This window comes from Haloferax marisrubri (assembly GCF_001469875.2).
GTDB lineage: Archaea > Halobacteriota > Halobacteria > Halobacteriales > Haloferacaceae > Haloferax > Haloferax marisrubri.
Genome location: NZ_LOPW02000016.1, coordinates 126,288 through 148,591, shown reverse-complemented (window position 1 = coordinate 148,591; position 22,304 = coordinate 126,288). Strand labels below are relative to the sequence as shown.

Sequence of the window (22,304 nt, the reverse complement as noted above, 5' to 3'; positions counted from 1 at the left end):
ACGAGGCCACGGTCGAAGTCGAGGATGAACCTCGCCGCCGGCGCGTCGGCGCTCCTCTTTGCCGTTCTGGTTAACGTCTGTAACTTTTTCCAGACGTTCAGGGCCCGAGGATTTGCCACCCCGAGCCTAGCAGAGTATCGACGAGGAGGTGAGATCATCTTCTTTGGGATGATCGTCACACCGTTCGTCGATCTCATCGTAGCGACCGTCATCTGGCGTGTGATGATGCCGGATGAACCAGAACCGGTCTACGGTGCGATAGCAGGTGCCGTTTCAGCGCTCGGATCGCTCGTCATATTCGTAACTCTGATTGGCCTCATGTTCTCTCTGAGTCAATTTTCCGCTGGCGCACTCGTGGGTGCGGTCTCCGAGTTCATCTTCATCACTGCTCTAATCGTTCTATTCGGGGGTATGATTACTCTCCCCATTGCCGGCCCACTAGGGGCTTTTGTGGAATACGGATACGAATGGTACGTCGCTAGACGGAAGACGTAATCAGTTATTGATGAATCCCGGTCGTTCCGTTTCGATCACAGTGGACGTAGCCAAACAACCCAACCAGCACGTAGTCAATTGCTGAATCTACCCTCTCTATTCAGCACGCCGCTTCTGACAGCGTTCGGTGAGGTTTCTACAGTCGTGCTGAATAGAGAGCGCGTATCGGTCAGAGGAGGCCTCTGGTATTGACCGAGATGAATCAGGCACTATAATAACAGTACCAAACTTTGATACATCTCGCCAGTCCACACCTCATAGTGATAATAAAACGAAAAGAGGATCAGAAGTGGCACTTTGCAGAAAACACTCGCTGCGGATGGGCAGACCACTACGTAACCCATAATCTGTTCACTTCAGAGAAACAGGTCGGTTCCATATCTGAGTTGCCCTCAGACTTTTGTGGAGAATGTAAGAAACGCAGGAGTATTGATTCTAATCGCTAAGCAGTACTACCCGATGGCTGAATTATCAATATAAGCATGGAACTATTGGTATTTCCCCACTGATTACACTCTCTGAGTCGGTCACGGTGTTCCTGACAGAACCCGAGTAGTTCGAACGGTTCGTGCTGAATACAGAGCGCGAGTCGGTCAGACGGGTCGGCGCAACGTCACAGTACTCGAACCGAGTCAGACTGGAAGACTCCGTTTGTGACCCCCCGTGAACCACACAGCAGCGTTCAGCCCCGCTACAGCGGAAGCACAAGGGCTATCTCCGTTTCTGGCGTCCAGAGGGCATGGGTTACAACGTTCGGAAGGCGCTCCAGAGTCCCGGCGAGCGTCTCGTTCTCGCCAACGTACTCGTCTGGGGTGTACTCATCATCGGGATTGCGTACGTCCTCCGGGGAACCCCGGACGCCGGAATCATCGTCATCCTCGCTTCGGGAGCGGCCGCCACCAGCATCTCGCTCGTATCGCCACGGCTGAGACGCGACGGTCGTACCGATTGAGTGGCCGACGACTCCACGAGCCGAGCGCCGCAGCGCTACTGTGGGCTATCCGGATCTGTTCGCGGTGGCGCAGTTCTCTCTCACCACCGAGCGGACGTGCGTCTCGCAGGACTCCCGTGGGTGGTTCAGCGACCGCTCCTGCGTGTGTTCGCCGGCATCGCGACGATGCTCGGTCGGTAATCCACTCGCGTAGTCCACTGGCCGCTCGCGCTCCATCGGTGGGGGAGAACCGTGTACGACAGGGCTATCTCCTCCGGCGGTAATGTCACTGTGGAAGAAACCGAATGGCAGCAACGACCGGTCAAGTAGGGGAGAGTATCGAGCAGTCGCCCACGGTGGGCCGCTGGAACTATCTGACGATGGGCGGCCTTGCCGCGCTGGTCGAGGCGGCCATCTACGTGGCGGGGATCGCGTACTTCCTCGTCGTCCTCGACTTCGCGAGCGTCACCGGGGCGCTCCAGCAGGTCGAGTTGTTCGCCACGAACGAGACGACGCTGTCCGCGATGTACCTGCTCATCTACGTGGTCTTCGGCATCGTGCTGGTGGCGCTCGTGCTGACGCTCCACGAGCGCCTCGCGGCCGGGGCACCGATGCTGATGCGAGCGACGACCGCGTTCGGGCTCATCTGGGCCGGGCTCGTCATCGCCAGCGGGATGGTCGCCACCCTCGCGACGGGCGTCGTCGTCGACCTCTACAGCACCGACCCGACGCAGGCGACGACGGTCTGGTTGGCGGTCAGTCCGGTCATCGACGGGCTGGGCGGCGGCAACGAGATCGTCGGCGGCCTCTGGACGCTACTCGTGAGCGTGGTCGCGCTCCGGACGCGGGCGCTCCACCGACTGGTGAACTATCTCGGGCTCGTGGTCGGAGGTGCAGGCATCCTCTCGGCGATTCCAGCGCTCGGTGAGATCGGCGGTGGCGTCTTCGGGCTGACCCAGATCGTCTGGTTCGTCGCGCTCGGCGTCCTCCTGTTACGCGCAGGTCGTCGCGAAGCCTCCGCGCACCTTCGCAAGGAGTGACTCGACTAACGGCCGCGTGAGATAGGTACGGACGAGTTGCTGAACTCATCCTCTCTATTCAGCACGAGGTTCTTGTCATGATTTGGGGGTTATCTACAACCCTTACTCCAATCTCGCCGATAGAGAGTTGTTTTCGCCAGCTAGGGGTGCAGGCGTCTCAACATTAGTTCCGCATGGTCACGGGGCTGCCAACACCCGCAGATGGGTCAACACTCTGGTGGGCTACGACTGTGTTGGTCCAACAAACTCACAATACTTTTGCACAGTATTTCGTGAGTTCCGGTGGTGGCGTCGCCGTGGCCCACTTAGGTTAGTCGCTCGCCGCGCTCACGATGGGTCTCGAAGACGTCGCAAGCCCAGTCGACGGCTGCAGGGCTGTCGGTCATGGCGACGGCTGCCAGCGTTCCTCGGTCGGTGTCGAACCCTGTGAGCACGAGCGTGTCGTCGTACAACGAGAGGTCGATCACGTCTTCGGTGACGTAGACGGCAGCGTTGTCGTGGGCACGTACTGTTTCATGCAGTTCGCCGTGTTGGCGTTCGAGGCGTTCCAGGACCGCCTGCGGGAGGGCCCACTCGAAGTCGACGCCTCCCTTGACGCGGTCGACGGTCCGAGCGAGCGTCACCGGTGAGCCGAAACTCGTTGCAGCCCCGTAGATTCGCTCGTCGACGTCGCTGATGATGGATTCGAGGCGTTGCTCAATGGCGTAGGGTGACTCGGAGTCGACTGCCATCACTATCGCATCGGCGAAGAGGTGGAGGTTTTCGGTGAGGGCAGGCGGCGATAGGTGTTCGAGCAGCGGCTTCAGCCGGTCGGCCGCCGCCAGCGAGCGTTCGAAGCGGTCGGCGGCGTCGAGAACCGCCGCTCCCGCGCCGGTCGTCCGATATCCCAGGCTCGTCCGTTCGAGTAGTCCCTCGTCGACCAATGTGGAAGTCTGGCGGTAGACGGTCGCTCTGGACACTCCGAGTTCAGTCTCCAATGTCGACCGGTCGACCGACCGGTCACGGACCGCGGCCAACAGTGGATGGTAGTTCAACAGTCGGGAGGGGTCACGACTGTAGCAATTCATACGACTATCATGAGGCTATGAATGATACGTATTTCGTCTCCTCCAATATATCACGCCACGCAGCCGGAGTGTTGGCGTCACCGTCACACAGCTGTGGTTGCGGTTCTGGTTGTCTGAATGACCGATTTCTCATGCCGTGAAACACCGTCTCAGCCAATGACTATACTTGCGGTTGAATTCGTACTGAATATATGAATAAAACCGCATTACGGGCGACCGTGGACCGCGATCGACGCAACCGAAGGTTGGACGGAGTAAGTGTCTGATGGGTGCGAGGGTCAGTCGGTGGCTACTCGTGGTAATAACACTCCTCGTCGTTTCGTTGGGTGTCGGTGTCACCGCCTTTTCGGGGGTGGCAGCCGCCGATATTCCGGACACATCGCAGTGTAGCGCCGTTTCATGGACCAATCAGACCATCTCGGGGCAAACGTACTACGAGGTCGACACGCTGGACAAACTCCAGTGTATCGATGACAAGGGACTGGGGAATAACTACGTTCTAACCCGAGATATCAACGCGAGCGAGACATCGACGTGGGACAGCAACAATGGGTTTGACCCGATCGGGGACAGAAACAACGAGTTTACGGGCACCTTCGATGGCGACGACCACACGATTTCCGGCCTGACTATCAACCGAGGAGGGACATACTCCGTTGGCCTGTTTAGTGAGGTTGCGTCGGGAGGAACGATCACCAACATCGGTCTCGAGGGCGGATCCGTCACCGGCGCGAGAAGAACCGGACAGCTCGCCGGGTATAACGATGGGACCGTCGAGAACTCTCACGTCACTGGTGAGGTTACCGGGACTTATCGAGTTGGCGGCCTAGTCGGCCGTAACGATGGGACGGTTCGTCGCTCCTACGCGATTGGAGAACCGACTCGTGGAAGCGATTGGTTTGGCGGACTGGTCGGTTTCAACCAGGGGACGGTCAATCGCTCCTTCGCTGCAAGAGCCGTCGACGGAGGGGGAGGCAGCACGTCTGCTGGCGGACTGGTCGGCGTCTCCACGGGAACGATAGCGGATTCCTACGCTACTGGCACGGTTACTGCGAGCTGGTACGCCGGTGGAGTACTCGGGTCGTTCCAAGCGGATCCTGGAGGAACGGTTCAGCGTTCGTACGCCACTGGGGCTCTCAGTATCGACGACGAGACGCAGGGGATTGGTGGCCTCGTCGGTGGCTCCGCTGTTGAACCGACTACCGTGGAGCAGGCTTACTGGGACGTGGGAACGACGAACGAGGACAGTGTGAGTACGGGAGATGGGTGGGAGCCGATAACCTTCACCGACGTCAGCGGCTTCGGAGCGACGGCCGACACCGACCCGGCACCCGAGATGCAGGGTGCGAGCGCGGAAGCGAACATGTCCGGCCTCGATTTCACGGGGACGTGGGAGACCGTCGAGAGCGAGGACACCGACGCGGCGGCGGACGGCTACCCGGTACTGCGGTCGCTCGACCGGGGTGACCAGTTGCGAGCGCAGGGTATCGCAAAGCCGGTGGTCGAATCCGTCACTCGAAACAGCCCGACTAACCGGGTGACTACTTCTGAGAACGTGACGTTCACCGTGACGTTCTCGGAACCCGTCTCCGGTGTCGATGCGAGTGATTTCACGCTAACGAGGACCGACAGTACGCCGACAGAGAACGCCGACAGCGATGTGTCTGTAGCCGGGAGTGACGTTCGTTACGTCGTCTCCGTCACTAACATCTCGACCGACGGGACCCTCCGACTCGATCTCGTTGACGACGACAGTATCACCGATAGTGACGGTAACCGATTGGTCGAAGGCGGGGAATCCGGCAGCGCCGACGGGAGTTACACGACCGGCGAGACCTACGTCATTGATACCGGTGCACCCGTCGCCATGCCAACCAGTAATCCGAATCCAGCAGACCAGGACAGTCCGGTCTCATTCGATGGTTCAGCATCGACCGACACCGTCGACATCACGTCCTATCTGTGGGACTTCGGTGACGGGTCGCCGACTGCGACCGGCCCAACGCCGAATCACACCTATGCCGACCCCGGTACTTACACCGTCACGCTGAACGTCTCGGACGTCGGTGGTAATACCGACACGGGCACGCTGAACGTGACGGTCCAGAAAGTCGGTGGCGGTGGTGGCGCTACGTGGGGGAGTTCGAACGACGCACCGTCTGCGAACAACGATTCGTACAGCGTTTCCGCGGAGACGCGACTCGATGTGACGACCGAGAGCGGACTCCTCGCTAACGATAGCGACCCCGACGACGCGGTGGACTCCCTCTCGGTGTCGGTCGTGAACAACCCAATGAACGGTGTGCTCGACCTCGCTTCGGACGGGTCGTTCACCTACACGCCAACCGACGGGTTCACGGGGAGGGACTCGTTCACGTACGAGGTGAGCGACGAAGACGGTGAGACGGACGAAGCGACGGTCACACTTACTGTCCAACGAACCGGCGACAGCGAACGCACGATACTCGAGAACGCGTCTGCAATTCGACAACGGTTCGACGTGCCTGTGAACGCGACGCCGACGTACGCCGAGCGAGTGTCGCTCCCGACAAATCAGTCCGGGCCTGTCTCGGTGAATTTCACGCAGAACACGACCGTATCTCGGATTCAATTCGGACCCGATGCGGAGGTTCGAGGCAACATCACTGTGGTCGAATTTGCCACGAGTGAATCAGTACCCAAGGCCCTCCCCGGACAGTCGCTCGTCGCATTCCAGCTAACCGGGTCGCCACCGGCCGAGAACGCGTCCGCAACCGTTCAACTACAGCTCCCGCGAGCAGCTGTGCGGACCGCGGGCGCGACTGCAACCGCCATCCGAGTCGCTCATCACGCCAACGGAACTTGGCGTCTGTTGAATACGACTGTCGTAAACCAGACGAATCGAACAGTCACGGTCGAAGCCACGACGACTGGATTCTCTCCGTTTTCAGTCACACTTGTCGGGACACCCGAGGCAACGCTCTCGTCGATGCCGACAACGGTCGCGGTCGGTGAAGCGTTCGCGCTCGACGCGACCGGGTCGTCGACGCCGTACGGAGCACTCGTCAGGTACGAGTGGTCGGTAGCTGGACGTCAGCAGTCTGGTGAGACTACGACGATGGTCCTCGACCAACCGGGCACGTACCCAGTCGAGTTGACGGTGACTAACGACGCGGGTCAAACAGCGAACGTCACCGAGACCGTAGTTGTCGAAGCGGCGGAAGCGTCGGGAGCCTCGACGCCGACAGATGTCGTCACATCCGAGAACGTGCAGGGCGCAGCTAGTGATAATTCAACGGAGACGCCGCTCTCGACCGACGTAGATAGTCCCGGATTTGGTCTCGTCGGTTCGGTGGTGGCGATACTGCTCACAGTTATCGCAGTACGACGCCAGTGAGCACATCCAAATGGAGATTCCGGAATACAGTGTGAACGGCCCCCGAGGTGGATATCTGCGGTGATATAACCACCAACTGGACAAGCGTTCATGGCCGGAGGAGCCGTCTTTTCCACGAGACGTGCCGAATACAACTGCTATGGATTACTCGGCACTCGACCGGGACACGAGGCTGTTTTGAAGAGTACCGCAATACAGGTACGATCTTACCTTGAACACGGCGTACCGCCTCACTCTCGTCATCATAATCGCTCACCTCACGACCCACTTCGGAACGCCGATCTCCACGTCGACCACGACTGGCTCGCGATACGCTCGAAGGTTGAATAGTGACCGGCCCGTCTGTGTGGGTATGGCCAAGCGATTCGTTCGACCCCGTCCGAAGCGTGACCGACTGCCCGACCTCCGAAGCCGACTCGAAAGCGGCGTTTACTGCTGACTGGACTAAGCTCAAGCGGCCATTCGTCCCCGAAGATGAACTGCCGTATCCAAGATTCAGTACAGTATCTTATCGTCATTCTTCGGAACGACGGTGACGCAGTAATTTATCGGGACGGCACAGTACGGCCCTTGAGTGACCTCTCGGAGCTGGATCTCGTCGCACAGCCAACCCAATCCAATACCGCAGCGGCCGAAAGAGCCGCAACCCCCACATCAGACGAGTCGGACGAGTCTCTGGTCGACGTATCGGAGCTTGCAGACGGCCCTGATGCTGTTGTGGGCCGCTTCGTAGAGGAGTTCCTCCGTGAGACAGCCCACGGATCTGTCTCCTCTGAACGGGTTTACAACTGTATCAGTCGTGGGTGACTGAACAGGGGCTTTCACCGGACTCAAAGCGGTGGTTCACACGCCGGCTGAGACAGCACGTTGAGTTCGATAGCACGGTCAAGAAAGAAGGGAATGCCACAACTCGTCATTACGATGGGCTTGCTCTTACTCGGGAGGAACTATCTAATGACTGATACTGGTCTGTCAGCGTTTGTCCCCGGTCAGACGAACAACGGCCGATTCAACAAGAAATCGGCCGAAGGAGTGTTCAGACGGATGGTTACGACAGATTACGATAGTATCGCCCAGAGTTACGACAGCCGTTACGATAGAATTCGGATAATAGCGGAACTGAACGGCGTATCTTGGACAGATTCGGATTGTCGGTTACGACAGAATCCGACTAGTATAGACAGGGGGGACCCCGTCGGAACTGGGTATTGTCAAAGTGAGCAGACAATGCAGACGTATTTGGACTCTGAGATGACTGCGAGTCAGCGAGGAACAACGAATGTGTGATGAAATTGACCTCGATATAGACCAGCTGCCACCCCGAACTTCGCGAGCGTGAGCAGTGGGTTTGCTGGCGGAGTGAGATGCGAGATGACAAAGCGACGAAGGTCCACGTCAACCCTGCAACTGGCGGCTTCGGTTCGGCAACTGATTCTGTGACATGGTCTGATCTCAATACTGCGGTTGCGGCTGTCGAGTCAGACGACGCTGATGGGATTGGGTTTGTGTTCACCGATGACGACCCGTTTGTCGGTGTGGATTTAGACGACTGTCGAGACCCCAAGACGGGTACGATTGACGACGACGCACAGGCGATAATCACACAGCTAGATTCCTACACGGAGGTGTCGCCATCGGGAACGGGTTTCCACATCCTCGTTGTGGGTGAGCTTCCCGCAGGACGGAATCGCCGTGGAGGCGTTGAGTGCTACGATACGGCGCGCTTCTTCACAGTAACCGGTGCTCACGTTGCGGGGACGCCAACAGAGATCACACGTCGACAGGATGCACTTGTCGACATCCATCGTGAATACGTCCAGTCCGATACTGTGTCGACAACGAAGCCACCGGGCTCAACACCACCCGCAGCAGCACGTGATGACGCGAGTGAGCCTGCCCTCAATGACGAGGTTGTGCTGACAAAAGCGAGGGAGGCAGCGAACGGTGAGAAGTTCGACCGGTTGTGGCGAGGGCAGACAAGTGGGTATGAGAGCCACTCGGAGGCAGATATGGCACTCTGCTGTCTACTCGCGTTCTGGACGGGTGGGAACCACCCACAGATGGACCGCCTCTTTCGGGACTCGGGGCTGTACCGCGAGAAATGGGACGAAGTCCACTATGCAGACGGGTCGACATACGGTGAGAAGACACTTGAACGAGCAGTCCAGCAGACATCGGAGTTCTACGGCCCAGATACGCAGCCTCGTGGGGACCACGAGACTACGACGGAACAGAGTGTGGGACCGCAATCAACGCAGGACAAGGCGTATCTCGCCGAGAAGAACCGGGTGTTGACTGAGCGAGTTGAAACGCTCGAGGCGACTCTCGCGGAAAAACAGGCGTACATCGAGGAGTTGGAAGCGACTGTTGACCGGCTTGAGCAGCGTGTCGAGGCAGCAGCACCGCGTGACCAGGATGAAGATCGTGACACGAAATCTGCGTCAGTGTGGGAGCGGACACGATCGTGGTTGAACTGAGGCCACGTCGCCGCAACATGGGTTGATAGTGAGATACTCTCGCTGACGACGCGGCCTTATTGAAATCCTCTCCTTCAGACGAGCAGTCCTGCGAAACAGCCGGTCAGTCAATGTGCGTGTGTGTCGACAATTGTGTCTGGGCCGGGTTCAGACGAGGCAAGTGACAACCAGCGGTTTAGTGTCCACCCGAGACAGCGTGTAGACCGACGATACCGACGACGATCACGCCGATGAAGAGTATTCGGGCGAGAGCGGCTGGTTCATCAAAGAGAATAATTCCAAGCGTGGCTGTCCCAACGGCCCCGATACCTGTCCAGACAGCATATGCTGTCCCGATAGGGAGGTCTTTGACGGCTTGAGCCAGGAGTACCATACTGATGATGAGAGCGACAACAGTACCGACTGTTGGCACTGGCTTTGAGAGTCCGTCCGAATATTCGAGCCCAATTGCCCAACCAATCTCAAACAGGCCTGCGAGTATGAGGATATACCACGACATGACGTCTCTGCTTCGCTGTCCAATCTGTCTATAGCTTCTGCTATCCATTGAACGAGACCGATTCAACTAACCCTGGCACGGGCGCTGGGCTGTGTACTCGCGGATCAGTATTCCTGATCGTGTTCTTAGGCTGGAAGATATTCCTCACGGTAGGGGTGTCTGAATGAACTCCGTTAGTACGTGAACAATTGCTGTGGCTGTTTTCATCCTCCATTGAGGGGTGGAGGAGTCAGCAGTCCCCATGCAATCTATGTCTTCCGACCACGAGCAACAGCGATCACGACTCTCTGGCGAGCATACTGAACAACCGAGCGACGAACCGTGGGCAGATCTCGACCTGACGCTCCCTCACAACAGAAGTCCGACTGGCATCGTCTCAGTTGTCGAGTGTGTACTCGTCGAACTCACCCACGAAGACGTCGGAGCCGAGTTCGTCTCAACGAGCGTGGCGGGCACGAAGCGGACACAGTTCATCGCCGTCGACGACATCGGTCAGCGGTTCAAGAAGCGGTATTTCGACGAGCGTCTCGGCTGGCACGAAACGACAGTCAGCCGTGAAGCGGTTCGTGAAGAGTTGGTCAACCGACTCTCGCGGTTATCCCTTGACCGAATTGACGAGCCGCCGAATGCTGAGCCAGATACGTTCCGCGTGATGTCTCTTCATCAGTTCTGAGCCCACTATATCGTTAACCAACACAGAACCGCAGACTTCCGCGATGTTGGTTAACGGCGTGGCAGCGAGCGCCAACGGAACCTCCATCTCGCGAAGAGTGATGGTTCGGATGATGTCGATGTGAGCATGAACGAAACGGTTGTCCAAGGTCGTTTCTGAGAACCCCTAGAGGGGGTCCACAGATGTTTAAGTCACTACAGAGCAATCATTTACTCATGGCCACGGATCTCACTGAACGGGTGCAAGAAATCGCCGAAGCGCGGGGTATCCCCGAATCAGAGATCCTCGAACAGGCGTTGGAACGCGGCGTCGAAGATCTCTGGGTTGACCTCGTCCTCTCGCGATACATCGACGACGACATCGACCGCGAGACCGCAATCAACCTCGTCGGTCGAGATCGTGTCAAGCGAGCAGAGCAGGAGGTACAGGTCGTCGAAGACGATGTTCGGTGGGGACTGAATGCGTGATCCTCGCGGTTGCTGATGCGGGCCCCATTATTCATCTCGACGAGATTGACGCGCTTGCATTGCTCTCGGTCGTCGACGAGCTGCTGATTCCACAGACTGTCTACCAAGAACTCGAGGCGGGGATGGTCCCACCTGCGCTCGAAACCATAGAGTACGAACTGGTTGAGAGTGATACAACCGGCCTTGGCGTCGAGTTGGACCCCGGTGAGACAGCTGCACTCGCCGTCGCATCTGAACGCGCTGCCGTCCTCCTGACTGACGACCTTGCAGCACGAGACGCTGCGAACGATCACGATGTGGAAGTCCATGGCTCGATTGGGATTCTCGTGCTTGCGTCTACACGGGGAGAACTCGAGAAATCAGCGGCGGCTGAGCTGATGCGAGCGCTCCAGACTGAAACGAGTCTCTTCGTTACTGACGCTGTGGTTGAGCACGGTATCTCACTCCTCGATGAGAGCTAATTTGTCGGTTCTCGACTTTCCGAAGGTTGTTCTGTTCATCGACGGCGTTGCCGTCGTCGGCTATCACAACCTGCAACTGGACTGACTCTCCGACTGGGCTGTTTCTCGTGCACGCCGTGAGACGTGCAGCGCACAATAGGGTGCTCTGCGTGACTCTCCATGCCTAGTCCCGATCCGCACGACGACACGAGTTGCGACTACGAACAGTTCGAGAAAGAACAGCTCACCCAGGACCGCGACGCCATCGGCGTCGACACGGCGGACGTCGACGACGACGAAATGGCCCAACGCCTGGTCAATGACCTCGTCGACGCGGCCGTCGTCACTTTGGTTCCCGAGGACCAAGTTCTGGTTCACGAGCCGAGCGGCACCACGTTCGACTCGACGACACAGCTGGTCGTCTTCCACCGTGGCTGGGCGGCCGGCCGCGACGCCGACGTGGAGGCCGAGTGATGCAACAGACGCTCTCTGGCTGTGCCTTCTGCGACGCCTCGCCCGGCGCCGAGGTCGGCGAGGCGCACACCTGGGGACAGGACGAACGGGTCACCCACCCGATCTGCGTCGACTGCGCGATCCAGACGGAGCCGGATCCCGACAAGCGCGATCACATCGCCTGTGACGGCTGTGGGCTGGTCGTCGACACGCTCGCGGCGCTCACGGGATTCCGGGTCGAACTAGGGCATCTGGAAGGCCCGTTGCAGCTGTGCGCTCGCTGTAGTCCGGGTGGGCTCGCGACGTACTGGACGCGCGACCTCGAGGAGCATCTCGTCGCGACGCCGGCGGAGTGACCCAACACTCTTTACTGATTCGCTGTAAACTGTAATCAAGAACGAATCGTGTCACACACCTCAAACCGCGCCGACGGCGACATCGTCCAGGACTTCCTCTCGGTCGCCGATCTCCTCGAGGAGCCACAGCTCGCCCAGATGTACGCGTACCTCGCCCGGGAGAGGGAAGCGACCGTCCAGGACGTAATTGACGACCTCGAGTTCGCACAGGGAACCGCTTACAGCTACGTCAACCGGCTCGTCGACGCCGGCGTCGTCGACGTCACCGACGACGAACAGCCTCGCCGGTACGCTGCTCGGGAGATCGAACTGACCGTGACGACGACCGCGGGCGACCGCGAGTACACGATCACGCCGGCGCTGATCGACGCCGTCGGCCGCCGGGAGACGGACGCGGACATCGACACCTACATCGACCGCCACGGCGTCGCCGGCCTCGCGACCGCGCTCACCTACGCCGTCGCTCGGGAGCGTGGGGAAGTAACCCACCGCCTGATGGCCGAGGATCTGGACATCTCGCCGCTAGCTGCGGAGATGATTCTCCAGGCGCTCCGGCCCGTCGTCCACGAGCACTACGCCATTGAGGACACAGGGGCGGGACTCGACGAGTTGGACATCGACGGCGACAGCGCTGACGACGCGTGAGCCGGCTCCACATCGCTGACACCGGCCTGTTCGTCGCGATGGGGCAACCGTCGAACAGTCGGTACCAGGCCGTCCGGGGGTTCGCTCGCCGGAACGACATCGCCTTCGTCCTGCCGGAACGGGTGTACGAGGAGCTGACCGTCGACGACCCCGACATTGAAGCCCTGCCTGTCGACGACGCAATCGACGAGGGGTGGGCGACGGTTGCGGCGCCGCTCGAGTTCTCCGAGCCGATCGTCAGGGAGACCGTTGACCTCGACCGCGTGCCGGACGGCTACGAAGCGATGGATGAGCAAGAGGCAGTGAAGACTATAGTGCAAGTCGATCTACAACACCCTGTTAAGCGATAACAATGAGTTCATGGCCAGAAGACGAACTGACCGAGATTGCTGAGTCCGATGACCTGCACGTTGCACCGTTCCGTGAGGACGGCGAAACCTACGGCACACCGACGCGGATCTGGAGCGTCGCTGTAGATGGCAATCTCTATGTGCGCGCCTACAACGGTCAGGATTCGAGTTGGTACCAGGCTGCCGTTCGGGAAAACGCCGGGCGAATCGAGGTGGCCGGCATGACGAAGGACGTCTCGTTTGAGTCGGTAACAGACGAGGCGCTGAACGACCGTATTGACGAAGCCTACCGCGCGAAGTACCAGGGAAGCCAGTACCTCGACTCGATGATCAGCGAGCGTGCCCGGTCCTCGACGATCCGAGTCCTCCCGAGAGATATCTTCGATCGGCTGAAAGCCGGTGAGCCGGTCCCGATGGACGACCCAGGGTATCAGAAGATCTCCGAGGAAGTAAATAGAACAATAGGCTTGAAGAGGAAGCTGAATACAGCGACAGACGTAGACGAGATACGGCACTATGTAGGAGAGATAATTGGCGAAGAAGTCGACGAGAGCACGAAGATTTTCCCGCCGTTTCACATCAACGTTGGAAAGCATACCAGCGTGGGACGCAACGTTTTCATCAATCACGCCTGCTCATTTCTGGACCTGGGAGGCATCACCATCGAAGATGAGGTCATGATCAGTTCGATGGTAACGATTACGTCCGAAGGTCACCCGGTGGATGTGGATCGTCGAAAGACGCTGGTGCCGGGGGAGGTCGTTGTCGAACGCAACGCGTGGATCGGTGCCGGTGCGACGATACTGCCCGACGTAACGATCGGTGAAAATTCGGTCGTAGCCGCCGGTGCCGTAGTAACGAAAGACGTGCCTGCCAACACCGTCGTCGCGGGAGTGCCGGCAGAAGTCGTTCGGGAACTGTAGAAGGAACCTGATAGTGATTTCGTGAAGAAGGGGAGCATGAGTTCAAATACCATAACGAGGGAAGCCATTCACAAGAGAGGACGGACCACTACTCTGATTTTGAGGAACACGACCACTTGGCGAATTGGCCCACGTTCCTGATGACGAGCTTTATCCACGGGGGAACGCTGGACGAGCAGAGCGAAAGGAAGAGCTCGGATCGTATCCTGATCGAGTGAGATCGACGCGAAGCGAATGTTCCTCGTACAGTACGTCGATTCCTGCGAACCGTACCAAGTGTCGGTTCTGCCTCACAAACCATCTCGGTGGAACCCGCGACGATAGTCGCACTCCGAATACAGAGGGGACGCGACTCCACGTCGTCCATCTGCTCGTCGAAACGTCGGCGACGTCGAGGCCGTCGCGTCGGGCCGTTTCAGTCGTCTTCGTCGGCTGTCGTCTCGGTCTCTAAGTCGGCTGAAACGGGGGACAGACCGTGGGCGAGTGCCTCGCCCGACGCCGTCTCAAAGAGGTGGACGTTCCCCCGGTCTATCACGACTTCGACGTCCGTGTCTTCTCGAATCGTCGAGTCGGGGTCAACACTCATCAGCAGCTGGTCATCGGCTCTCGACTGGTCCATCGATGTACGGCGTTCGCCCAACAACATGTATGCGAATATCTCGTCGCCCATCGGTTCGAGAATATCAACACGCGTGGAGATGAGCGAAGAAGGGTCTTCCACTTCGACGCGCATTCTGCCGGGATAGATATCTTCGGGACGAATTCCGACAGTCACCTCGTCACCCACGTCCACAGCCTCGACAGACGCATCACAAGACGTTAGAGGAGCATGTAGCCTGACAATGCTCGCCTACAAGCACCGGAGTTAGATAATTTTCTCCACAAAACTATTTGTTCCTAGACTGCGTAGCATCCAGTATGACCGAGACGTGGGACGACGTCAACGAGCAGGTCAAGGCGGACTGGAAAGACGACACTACTCCGTTCGAGCGGGTGTACGAAATCGTCGAACAAACCCACGATGGGCAATCGGCAGCCGAGATCGCCGAGCGGGCCCTCGTGAGCGAGCCGACGGCGCGTCGCCACTGCAAGTCGCTCGTGAACACCGGGTTCGCGGAGACGGAACAGGACGGCCAAACAACGCTGTACAAGCGCAACAGCGACCGGGTGTTGATGTCGCGGATCCGCGAGCTGCGTGAGGAAGTTACTCGACCCGAGTTGCTCGACAGCATCCAGGAGATGAAGGCCGAGATCCGGCGCTACGAGGACCGCTACGACGTGGTGTCACCGGAGGAACTCGCCCAGCAACTCGACGCCGACGAGACGGGCGGCTGGGACGACCTCACCGCCTGGCGGACAACGCGACAGAATCTCGCCGTCGCACAAGCCGCACTCGCCTACGACGAGGCCAGCCACCAGCTCGCTGTATGAACGGTAACGACCGCGCCGGCGAGTTCGGGCCGATCTATCTTCCGGCACTCCAGCGGATTCGTGACCTCTGGCTCGAACTTGAGCCGCTCGTCGACGAAACGGCGTATGATCATGTCGTCGCCCCTACGGAACTGCAGATCAGTCTCAGCGATGGATTGGGCGACGCAGAGAACGCTCGGCTCGATATCCAGTGGAGCGAACTGGGGATGTATTCGTTCCACTACGTCGATAGCAACGACGTCAACTGGCGCTTCGATCGCCATCCAAACACACACTCCCCCGAGATCCATTTCCACCCGCCGACCGAGGCCACGACGACGGACGCCGAACCGTCCTGTATCGACGTGACCGAGGTGTCACTCGTGACGCGTGCCGTCCATGCAATGTGGCGAACAGCGTACGAGGATGATGCACTGGATCGGCTGAATAGTGCGTCAAACCCACCATAAGGATGGATGTAACCGAGGACGCAGTCCGGGACATCTGCACGGACGCAGTCTTCGAACGCGGCGAACGATACCGTGAGGAGGGCCGTATCCACGGGATTCACCGCATCGACACTACTGTAACCGCAGTCGTGAGCGGCAGCCGTCAGTACGATGTCCGTGTTGACCTCGCCACCAACGGGTTTGCCCCGTGGTGCGACTGTCCGTACGACGGGCCGGGAGCATGCAAGCACGTCGTCGCCGTGTTGCTTCGGTGTGTCGACGACCCACCTGCAGACGAAGGCGATCGACTTGACGCCACACTTGACGGTGCCGACGCCGACCAACTCCGTGCGTTCCTGCGTGACGAACTCGCGACCAATACGGATCTCCGTGATCGGTTTCTCGCCCGTGTTGGCGAACCGACGAGCCAGTCGGTCGACGAGCATCGCACCGCGATCGACCGGCGGTTCGAAGAAACGAACCCTGAGTACCCCGTCGTCTTCGAGCCCATCAACTTCACGCAGTGGTTCGATCTCGCGAGCGAGTACCGCGAGCAGGAGCGGGACGCGTCGGCGGCGACCGTCTACCGGGCACTCGTTGAGTCGCTCGACGACAACATGGAGCGCGTCGACGGCGCGTACGACCACTTCTCGCGTGCGTTCAGTCGGGCACTCGACGGGTATGTCGACTGTGTCATGACCGCAGAACGGGACGCTGATGCAATCACTGACGCCGTCGCATTCCTCGACGAGCGGGCGACATCGGGAACGCCGCTCCTCGCGGAACATTTCGAGAAGGCCGCGGTCGAGCTTCGAGAGAAGTTGGGCGAGCAGTCCGACGAATAGCTGTGTCGCCCTATGACGCCCGCAGGTTCGACGACCGCGAAAATTAGTTTGTGTCACGGTCAGCCACATCGATCATCTGTTCGCGAGGGGCTTCGACATCTGAGTAGAGTGCCAACGCGTGCTTGATGAGTCGGCGGTCTTCCTGGTACTCCTCCCAACGTCCAATAACGTCGCGGCGTTCGCGAAGTTCGCTACTTGCGAGGTCGCCGTCGGCGAGCGACTGTTCGAAATCTTCCCATGTCTCGACGTTGTAGGTCGCCTGCCACTCCTCAGTCTCCTCGGTTATCGCGACCAATTCGTTCCGCAACTCCTCGCGCGTGTTCTCCTCGATGAGCGTGCAGATTTCTTCGAAGAGCAGTCGCGTGTAGTCCGGCTGATAGCGCGTCGTCTCGCCCGCCTCGACGCAGCGCAACTGGCCCTGGTCGACGAGCGCCTGGTGCTCCTCGTTGGTCGTGCTCCAGGCGGCGCGGCCTGCTCGCTGATCTAGTTAACCGACCGGGGTTCACGAAGTATCGGTTCAAGGCCCACGAGTCGATCCCGGATGAGGTGTGGACGGGACAGCCGATCTGGAAGTGCCGGGTGTGTGGCTCTGATCGCTACGGCCCTAGTCTCGAGTAGCATTAGTACTGGATATTGATTAACCAACAGCCTGCGGGTATCACCGAGTTTTGTTGGTTACGATCTTACCTCCTCCACCCCCGACGCCAGTCCCGGTTGGGAGTCTTTCCGCGCCGGCGAGCGGTGAGGCGCTTCCGATGGAGCAAGAGTTCAAACAGGGCTACCGGATGCATCGTATACTCAGCAATCTCAACCGACTCGACGTCGACCGGTTGGACGACGCGGATCGAGAGCGAGTCGAGACCGCGAGAGACCTCCTGGAAGAGGTGAACCTTCTCACGCGGCCGAGCGACGGAGCCGGGGCGAACGCCCACGCAGACTCCTAACTGGCGTCGCCGGCCACGCCTCGGGAGACACCTCTCGCGTCGGTTTATCGCCCCCGACAGGGGTGTGGGGGCGACCCCGTGAGGTCCAGACATGGCGACACTGCAAGCTGCGACGACGTCGACCGGCGCGATCGTATCGGATCCGCAGGCAGTCCGCGAGCTCTGTGAGAGCTACTGCTTCGGGACGCTCGACTGGGAGGTGACCGAAGACGGAGAGCTCACCATCTGGGGGTACGACGACTTCGAGGTGTACGAGGCGCGGGAGAACGGCCTGCCCGACTACGAAGGCGGGATCGTGACCCACGAATTCCTGCGAGAACTCGCCGACCACCTCGAAGCCAACGAAGAGTTCGATATCCAGACGGCGGGGTTCACCAAATGCCGCTTCCCAGTCCTGGCCAAGCGGTACGTCGTTCACGATGGCGAAGTCCTCCACGCGGACCTCAGTTCCCCCGACCCGATCGACGAGTAGCGTTGTTCGTCCCCCGGGAGGGGTGCGGGGCGGTCCAGTCGCGGTCGCCCCGTGAGGTGATTGCTCGATGGGACACCGCGCACTCGTTGCGTATGAACGCACAGACGGACAGTACACGCTCCACTACAGCCATTGGGGCGCAGCGAACCTGAAGCTCAAGCACCGAATCTCGGCTGAGTCGCCGTTCGGTGGCGACGACACTGACTCCAAGTGGGCGAAACAGCTCCTCGGAGAGCTTGCCGATGGCCTCGAGGCAGATGCGGTCGACGGCTACCTCGCTGGCGAGGATCGACCGTCGACGGTCGTCGAGCCGAAGCCCCGCGCCACCGGGCTCACCCTCGACGAGATCGTCGCTGACTATCTCGACTACCTCCACCACGAGGCGTTCTTCGTGGTGTCGACGACGTTCGAGGTAACCGCCTATCGGACGCTGTGGTTCGGACTCCAGTACGACTCGGAGACGGTCGAACAGGGAGAGACGGTCGGGAACGGCGCGCTCGCGACGGTGCGCTGGTACGACGGCGAGCCGGTCGGCGACGGCCACCTGCAGGGCCAGTTCGCGGCCCTCAAAGACGTCGTCGGCGACATGATCGACAAAGGCGTCTTCACGCCGTCGACGGCGAGGCAGTACCTAAAACGGAAGCTGGCCGAGCGAGTTGGAGACCGACAGGAGCTGCTCATCCCGACCGGAGAGTCACCCTTCGAGAAGGCGAGCCTGAACCACTCCTAGGTCGATCTGCTTCGTGGCAACTGCTGTTTTTCAGGGTCGGAATGGGTGAGCCCCGCCGTAGGCTCGTGATTCGATGACCTCAGAGGACGACCCGTTTCACGACTGCGAGTTGGATCCCGAGGCGACCCTCGGAACACACACCTTCAAAGACGTCCTATTCACCGACGAGACAGAAACCCCGGTGAACGTGCTGACCGGCGAGACACCGGCACATTCGCAAGCAACCGTCGAGGAAGCGAAAGAGTTCGCTGCGAGTATCGACACGGAGACGCCCCAAATCGCGCTCCCCGCATCCGTCGAGTCGCAGGTCGAAACACAGAGCAAGCCCTACACGGCGGCCGCATTCTTCCACTTCAAGGCGACAGGCTCGCTCGAACGCCACCGTGCTTACCACGCCGCCTACGAGTCGGACGCGTTCGCGGTCGACTTCGAGGCCGACTACGAATCGGGCGACCTGACCATCACTGTCGAACGAGCGGACGAATCCTAAGAATCCGCCGTCACGAGGAAAGTTTTTCGAGCGCCGGCGATGGGTGCCGGCGCAGTTGGAGCGAGCAACGATTCCCGGTGCGTCGGCGTTTCGAGGTGTTCGAGATGCATATGGTGATTTACGCACTGGTAGAGGCATCGACGCACGACGACGCGCTGGCCACCGGAAAGACGGTGTTTGACCGACTGGTCGGCGCGGACCCACACGCCGGCGCCGTCTTCGACTACTACGTCACGTTCGACGAGGAGGACACGTCCGTTGCGGGGAAGGCGCGATGGGGAGAGTTGCCGACTGCAGCCCCCGTCGCCTCTGATGATGGCGAAGACCTGCTCGAGCGTGGCTGGGAGGCGACGAAGGAGGAATTCGAGCGTAATCTCGACCGGGTGAAAGAGGCCATCGACGAGCTCTCCGACGAGGAGATCATGCGCGACGAGGACCTCGCCCGGCACGCCTTCCACCAGGTCGGTGCGTACGACGGCCCGACGATCTTCCTGTACACCGAACACGGAACCGGCATTCGTCACCGTGGACAGCTGGATCGACTCCTCAAGGAGAGTGAAGAGCTCTGGATCGTGCCCGCTGACGTCCACTTCTAACCAATGCCTCGCATCACCAACTGGCGACGCGAGAGCCGCTCGCCGACGCTTGCGTATCGGAACACCGAGACCGGTGCGCGAGCCGTGCTGCATCGTGCGCCGGACTCCTACCGGTACAAGTGGCGCGGGGTGATTCTCGTCGACGGCTACCCGGTGTGGTCGCGGGGGTACGAGACGAAGGACGCGACGTCGTTCCGTGACGAACTCCGGGAGCGGCCGGTCCCGGACCTCAGCTGCCCGGAGTGTCCGAACAACGACGTTCGCGTCGGCGAGAAGGCAGCAGACGGGGCGAAAGTCCAGCGGTGGTACGACTGCCCCGACTGTGGATACGAAGCCCCCTCACGCATCGTCTACGGCCCCGAACGGTGAGTGAGTGAGCGCTGGGCGCTGTTTTTCGGCCGGGCAGGAGGTGGTGGCCCGGGACGACCGGGTGAGTCAACCAATGACCCTCGAAGTACTTGACCGACACAGCGAGGCACTATTCGAGTTCCTCTGGTGTCCCGTCTGCGGGCAGGAGGTCTTCACTCACATCCCGTTCGAGGGGGTGTTCTGCAAGAACTGCAACACCCAGGTCGAACTCCAGGAATCCCGCGAGACACGCGGCTACGAGGAGGCCGTGCTCGCCTGCTTCGATTCTACCACGACCTGGAACCTCCACGTCGACGAGAAACTGCGCCGCGGACTGCCTGATGGGTCGGCGCGCGTGAAGATCTTCGGCGCACCGGGCGCCTACGAGGTCGACTGGTGGAGTCCGGAGCCAGGTGAGGATTGGGAACCTGTCGAGCGCGGCGAATTCGACGACGTCGAGGAACCAAACGAGGTGGCGCACCTAGCGTAGAGCTTAGCAAATACGCCAAGCCTGTTTGTTTTTACTCTACCAATTGCACACATCGTTTATGGTCCAAACCGAAGGCGCTGTAGAACGACTACAGCGAAGAAAATCAATGGAATCGGATCTACGCGAACAAATTGGTGGTGTACAGTTCTCTTTGCCCTTATTCACGATCGAACAGGCTCAGGAAATTAGACTACGCCCAGATTACGAAGACCTTCTATTTGACATGTATATGTCCCCTCAGAAGAGTGATCTCGATTTCGAACACGACACCCTATCATATCGGATTAAGGATGTAGAAGTGCGTGAACACGGGACGGGGATCAGTTATCGAGTCAAGCGAATATTGGATATGGCCTCATTTCAAGCAATCGTGAAAATTGACCTCGAATTCGAGGAATCTATCCCCACAATGCAGCTTCACGAGGACCCTCGATTAGAAGATCTTGATTTCTCAGCGGATTACTATCGGGGCGACTCTGAGATGACACTGTGGATGAGGGAAGTAGAGGACGGAACAGATGCGCTCGCACACCTTGCCCAATTTAATCAGGCGCTCAGTAGCCAATGGAACGGACCGAAAACGATAGATGAGGCAATTGAAGGAATTGCAAAATGGCAGGCGTTCAATCTTATGCAGGAGAAGAGGCGGTGACTGGAGAGAAGGTTTCCTGACGGTTGTTTCTGCGCCGGCGATGGGTGCCGGCGCACCCGCGTCGGCGGTGATCGATGTCGACACGAAGTCAACTCCGATTCATCCAACGGAGCGAGACCGCAGGCGAACAGTCCGATACCGACCGCATCGCACAAATCTACCGCCACTCGGACGGATATCCCGATAGCGTCCTCCATGACCTGGACCAGCTGAAGCAGCTGCTTGACGAGACACGAACAGAGCGCGGGGCTGCGTACGCCGCTGCCCAATTCCTGTTCCTCGACATGCTCTCGACGATGACCCTCTACGTGGACGAAGGGCGTGACCGGAGCATCCACGCTGACCAACCCTCGGATCTCCTCGACCCGGACAATATGGAGCACCTCAACCAGCCGATGTTTCTGCTCGGACACGGCGTCGAGAATCCGGCCGACGGCATCCACGGCGACGAAGAGTACCTCTACGTCGTCGAACTCCCGACACGGAATCCGTTCGAGGAGCCGTCCGAGTGGACCGTCAAAGTGAGTGGTCACTCCGCCTTCCCGCGCTGGGATGGTCCGACCGAGGAAGCCTTCGATCGGGCTAGCTGGCAGTTTGAAGGACCGCTCTCGGCCGCCGTCGACGAACTACTAGCTCAACCAAGCTAATCGTTAATTGGACACTCCCAAGGTTCGAGTGCTGAAGAG

The 22,304-nt window shown here is 59.5% G+C and carries 25 protein-coding genes and 4 pseudogenes; 25 read left to right on the top strand and 4 right to left on the bottom strand.

Going from position 1 to position 22,304, the window contains the following annotated elements; all coding sequences use genetic code 11:
* The first annotated feature begins 24 nt into the window (after positions 1 to 24).
* From AUR65_RS12055 to AUR65_RS12045, 3 genes are all read left to right on the top strand, one after another.
* A complete protein-coding gene (locus AUR65_RS12055) occupies positions 25 to 495 on the top strand; it encodes a hypothetical protein (RefSeq protein ID WP_058567095.1) in 471 nt (156 codons plus the stop codon).
* 739 nt (positions 496 to 1,234) lie between these two features.
* Entirely contained in the window at positions 1,235 to 1,447 is a 213-nt protein-coding gene (locus tag AUR65_RS12050) for a hypothetical protein (protein WP_058567094.1), read from the top strand.
* Between the two features lie 284 nt (positions 1,448 to 1,731).
* On the top strand, positions 1,732 to 2,466 hold the full coding sequence (locus AUR65_RS12045) for a hypothetical protein (protein WP_233194366.1): 735 nt from the start codon (positions 1,732 to 1,734) through the stop codon (positions 2,464 to 2,466).
* Between the two features lie 305 nt (positions 2,467 to 2,771).
* Here the strand turns inward: AUR65_RS12045 and AUR65_RS12040 are convergent, their stop codons facing one another.
* A complete protein-coding gene (locus AUR65_RS12040; protein ID WP_233194365.1) occupies positions 2,772 to 3,533 on the bottom strand; it encodes a helix-turn-helix transcriptional regulator in 762 nt (253 codons plus the stop codon).
* Positions 3,534 to 3,828: 295 nt separating this feature from the next.
* Between AUR65_RS12040 and AUR65_RS12035 the strand changes: the two genes are divergently transcribed.
* Positions 3,829 to 6,909 (top strand): PKD domain-containing protein, encoded by a 3,081-nt coding sequence (locus AUR65_RS12035; RefSeq protein ID WP_233194364.1) that lies wholly within the window; start codon positions 3,829 to 3,831, stop codon positions 6,907 to 6,909.
* Between the two features lie 1,279 nt (positions 6,910 to 8,188).
* Positions 8,189 to 9,386 (top strand): annotated as a pseudogene (locus AUR65_RS12020) (phage NrS-1 polymerase family protein).
* A gap of 175 nt (positions 9,387 to 9,561) precedes the next feature.
* Here AUR65_RS12020 and sugE read toward each other — a convergent pair.
* Complete coding sequence (gene sugE / locus AUR65_RS12015; RefSeq protein WP_004967623.1) at positions 9,562 to 9,885, bottom strand: quaternary ammonium compound efflux SMR transporter SugE; 324 nt, start codon at positions 9,883 to 9,885, stop codon at positions 9,562 to 9,564.
* 250 nt (positions 9,886 to 10,135) lie between these two features.
* Here sugE and AUR65_RS12010 point away from each other — a divergent pair, with 250 nt between their 5' ends.
* From AUR65_RS12010 to AUR65_RS11975, 8 genes and pseudogenes are all read left to right on the top strand, one after another.
* Entirely contained in the window at positions 10,136 to 10,558 is a 423-nt protein-coding gene (locus tag AUR65_RS12010; protein WP_058567102.1) for a hypothetical protein, read from the top strand.
* A gap of 215 nt (positions 10,559 to 10,773) precedes the next feature.
* A complete protein-coding gene (locus AUR65_RS12005) occupies positions 10,774 to 11,025 on the top strand; it encodes a ribbon-helix-helix protein, CopG family (protein ID WP_042662721.1) in 252 nt (83 codons plus the stop codon).
* The gene (locus tag AUR65_RS12000; protein WP_042662722.1) at positions 11,022 to 11,486 is read left to right on the top strand and encodes a hypothetical protein; all 465 of its coding nucleotides are present in this window, start codon (positions 11,022 to 11,024) and stop codon (positions 11,484 to 11,486) included. The genes AUR65_RS12005 and AUR65_RS12000 overlap by 4 nt, the downstream gene beginning before the upstream one ends.
* Positions 11,487 to 11,645: 159 nt before the next feature.
* The gene (locus AUR65_RS11995) at positions 11,646 to 11,939 is read left to right on the top strand and encodes a hypothetical protein (protein ID WP_058567090.1); all 294 of its coding nucleotides are present in this window, start codon (positions 11,646 to 11,648) and stop codon (positions 11,937 to 11,939) included.
* Positions 11,939 to 12,274, top strand: coding sequence for a DUF7558 family protein (locus AUR65_RS11990; protein ID WP_042662724.1), 336 nt, complete (start codon positions 11,939 to 11,941; stop codon positions 12,272 to 12,274). Before AUR65_RS11995 ends, AUR65_RS11990 begins: the two co-directional genes overlap by 1 nt.
* A 48-nt stretch (positions 12,275 to 12,322) precedes the next feature.
* Positions 12,323 to 12,919 carry a DUF7437 domain-containing protein gene (locus AUR65_RS11985; RefSeq protein ID WP_058567089.1) on the top strand — a complete coding sequence of 199 codons (597 nt, stop codon included), beginning with the start codon at positions 12,323 to 12,325 and terminating at the stop codon, positions 12,917 to 12,919.
* A pseudogene (locus AUR65_RS11980) lies at positions 12,916 to 13,173 on the top strand (hypothetical protein); the annotation flags it as partial. The gene AUR65_RS11985 and the pseudogene AUR65_RS11980, both read left to right, overlap by 4 nt.
* A 98-nt stretch (positions 13,174 to 13,271) precedes the next feature.
* Positions 13,272 to 14,192, top strand: coding sequence for a DUF2255 family protein (locus tag AUR65_RS11975; RefSeq protein ID WP_042662726.1), 921 nt, complete (start codon positions 13,272 to 13,274; stop codon positions 14,190 to 14,192).
* A 415-nt stretch (positions 14,193 to 14,607) separates the two neighbouring features.
* Here the strand turns inward: AUR65_RS11975 and AUR65_RS11965 are convergent.
* Positions 14,608 to 15,000 (bottom strand): annotated as a pseudogene (locus AUR65_RS11965) (ABC transporter ATP-binding protein); the annotation flags it as partial.
* A 110-nt stretch (positions 15,001 to 15,110) separates the two neighbouring features.
* Between AUR65_RS11965 and AUR65_RS11960 the strand changes: the two are divergent.
* From AUR65_RS11960 to AUR65_RS11950, 3 genes are read left to right on the top strand one after another with little or no spacing between them, the layout of a single operon-like run.
* Complete coding sequence (locus AUR65_RS11960; RefSeq protein WP_058567087.1) at positions 15,111 to 15,623, top strand: winged helix-turn-helix domain-containing protein; 513 nt, start codon at positions 15,111 to 15,113, stop codon at positions 15,621 to 15,623.
* Positions 15,620 to 16,072: a hypothetical protein gene (locus AUR65_RS11955; RefSeq protein ID WP_058567086.1), complete on the top strand. Its 453-nt coding sequence runs from the start codon at positions 15,620 to 15,622 to the stop codon at positions 16,070 to 16,072. The genes AUR65_RS11960 and AUR65_RS11955 overlap by 4 nt, the downstream gene beginning before the upstream one ends.
* A gap of 2 nt (positions 16,073 to 16,074) precedes the next feature.
* Positions 16,075 to 16,896, top strand: a complete 822-nt coding sequence (locus tag AUR65_RS11950; RefSeq protein ID WP_058567085.1) for an SWIM zinc finger family protein — start codon at positions 16,075 to 16,077, stop codon at positions 16,894 to 16,896.
* A gap of 43 nt (positions 16,897 to 16,939) precedes the next feature.
* Here the strand turns inward: AUR65_RS11950 and AUR65_RS11945 are convergent.
* Positions 16,940 to 17,439, bottom strand: a pseudogene (locus AUR65_RS11945) (DUF7342 family protein).
* Between the two features lie 212 nt (positions 17,440 to 17,651).
* On the opposite strand from AUR65_RS11945, the gene AUR65_RS11940 reads away from it, so the two are divergent.
* The 9 genes from AUR65_RS11940 (at position 17,652) to AUR65_RS11900 (ending at position 22,265) form a co-directional block, all read left to right on the top strand.
* A complete protein-coding gene (locus AUR65_RS11940) occupies positions 17,652 to 17,840 on the top strand; it encodes a hypothetical protein (RefSeq protein WP_058567084.1) in 189 nt (62 codons plus the stop codon).
* Between the two features lie 91 nt (positions 17,841 to 17,931).
* The gene (locus AUR65_RS11935; protein ID WP_058567083.1) at positions 17,932 to 18,312 is read left to right on the top strand and encodes a hypothetical protein; all 381 of its coding nucleotides are present in this window, start codon (positions 17,932 to 17,934) and stop codon (positions 18,310 to 18,312) included.
* A gap of 67 nt (positions 18,313 to 18,379) precedes the next feature.
* Positions 18,380 to 19,042, top strand: a complete 663-nt coding sequence (locus AUR65_RS11930; RefSeq protein ID WP_058567082.1) for a DUF6735 family protein — start codon at positions 18,380 to 18,382, stop codon at positions 19,040 to 19,042.
* A gap of 73 nt (positions 19,043 to 19,115) precedes the next feature.
* Positions 19,116 to 19,532, top strand: coding sequence for a hypothetical protein (locus AUR65_RS11925; protein ID WP_058567081.1), 417 nt, complete (start codon positions 19,116 to 19,118; stop codon positions 19,530 to 19,532).
* Between the two features lie 104 nt (positions 19,533 to 19,636).
* Positions 19,637 to 20,128: a hypothetical protein gene (locus AUR65_RS11920; RefSeq protein WP_058567080.1), complete on the top strand. Its 492-nt coding sequence runs from the start codon at positions 19,637 to 19,639 to the stop codon at positions 20,126 to 20,128.
* Positions 20,129 to 20,131: 3 nt separating this feature from the next.
* Entirely contained in the window at positions 20,132 to 20,497 is a 366-nt protein-coding gene (locus AUR65_RS11915) for a DUF7568 family protein (protein ID WP_058567079.1), read from the top strand.
* 73 nt (positions 20,498 to 20,570) lie between these two features.
* Positions 20,571 to 20,966 carry a DUF7567 family protein gene (locus AUR65_RS11910; RefSeq protein WP_058567078.1) on the top strand — a complete coding sequence of 132 codons (396 nt, stop codon included), beginning with the start codon at positions 20,571 to 20,573 and terminating at the stop codon, positions 20,964 to 20,966.
* Positions 20,967 to 21,024: 58 nt separating this feature from the next.
* Complete coding sequence (locus tag AUR65_RS11905) at positions 21,025 to 21,618, top strand: hypothetical protein (RefSeq protein WP_058567077.1); 594 nt, start codon at positions 21,025 to 21,027, stop codon at positions 21,616 to 21,618.
* A gap of 74 nt (positions 21,619 to 21,692) precedes the next feature.
* On the top strand, positions 21,693 to 22,265 hold the full coding sequence (locus AUR65_RS11900) for a hypothetical protein (protein WP_058567076.1): 573 nt from the start codon (positions 21,693 to 21,695) through the stop codon (positions 22,263 to 22,265).
* Positions 22,266 to 22,304 lie beyond the last annotated feature (39 nt).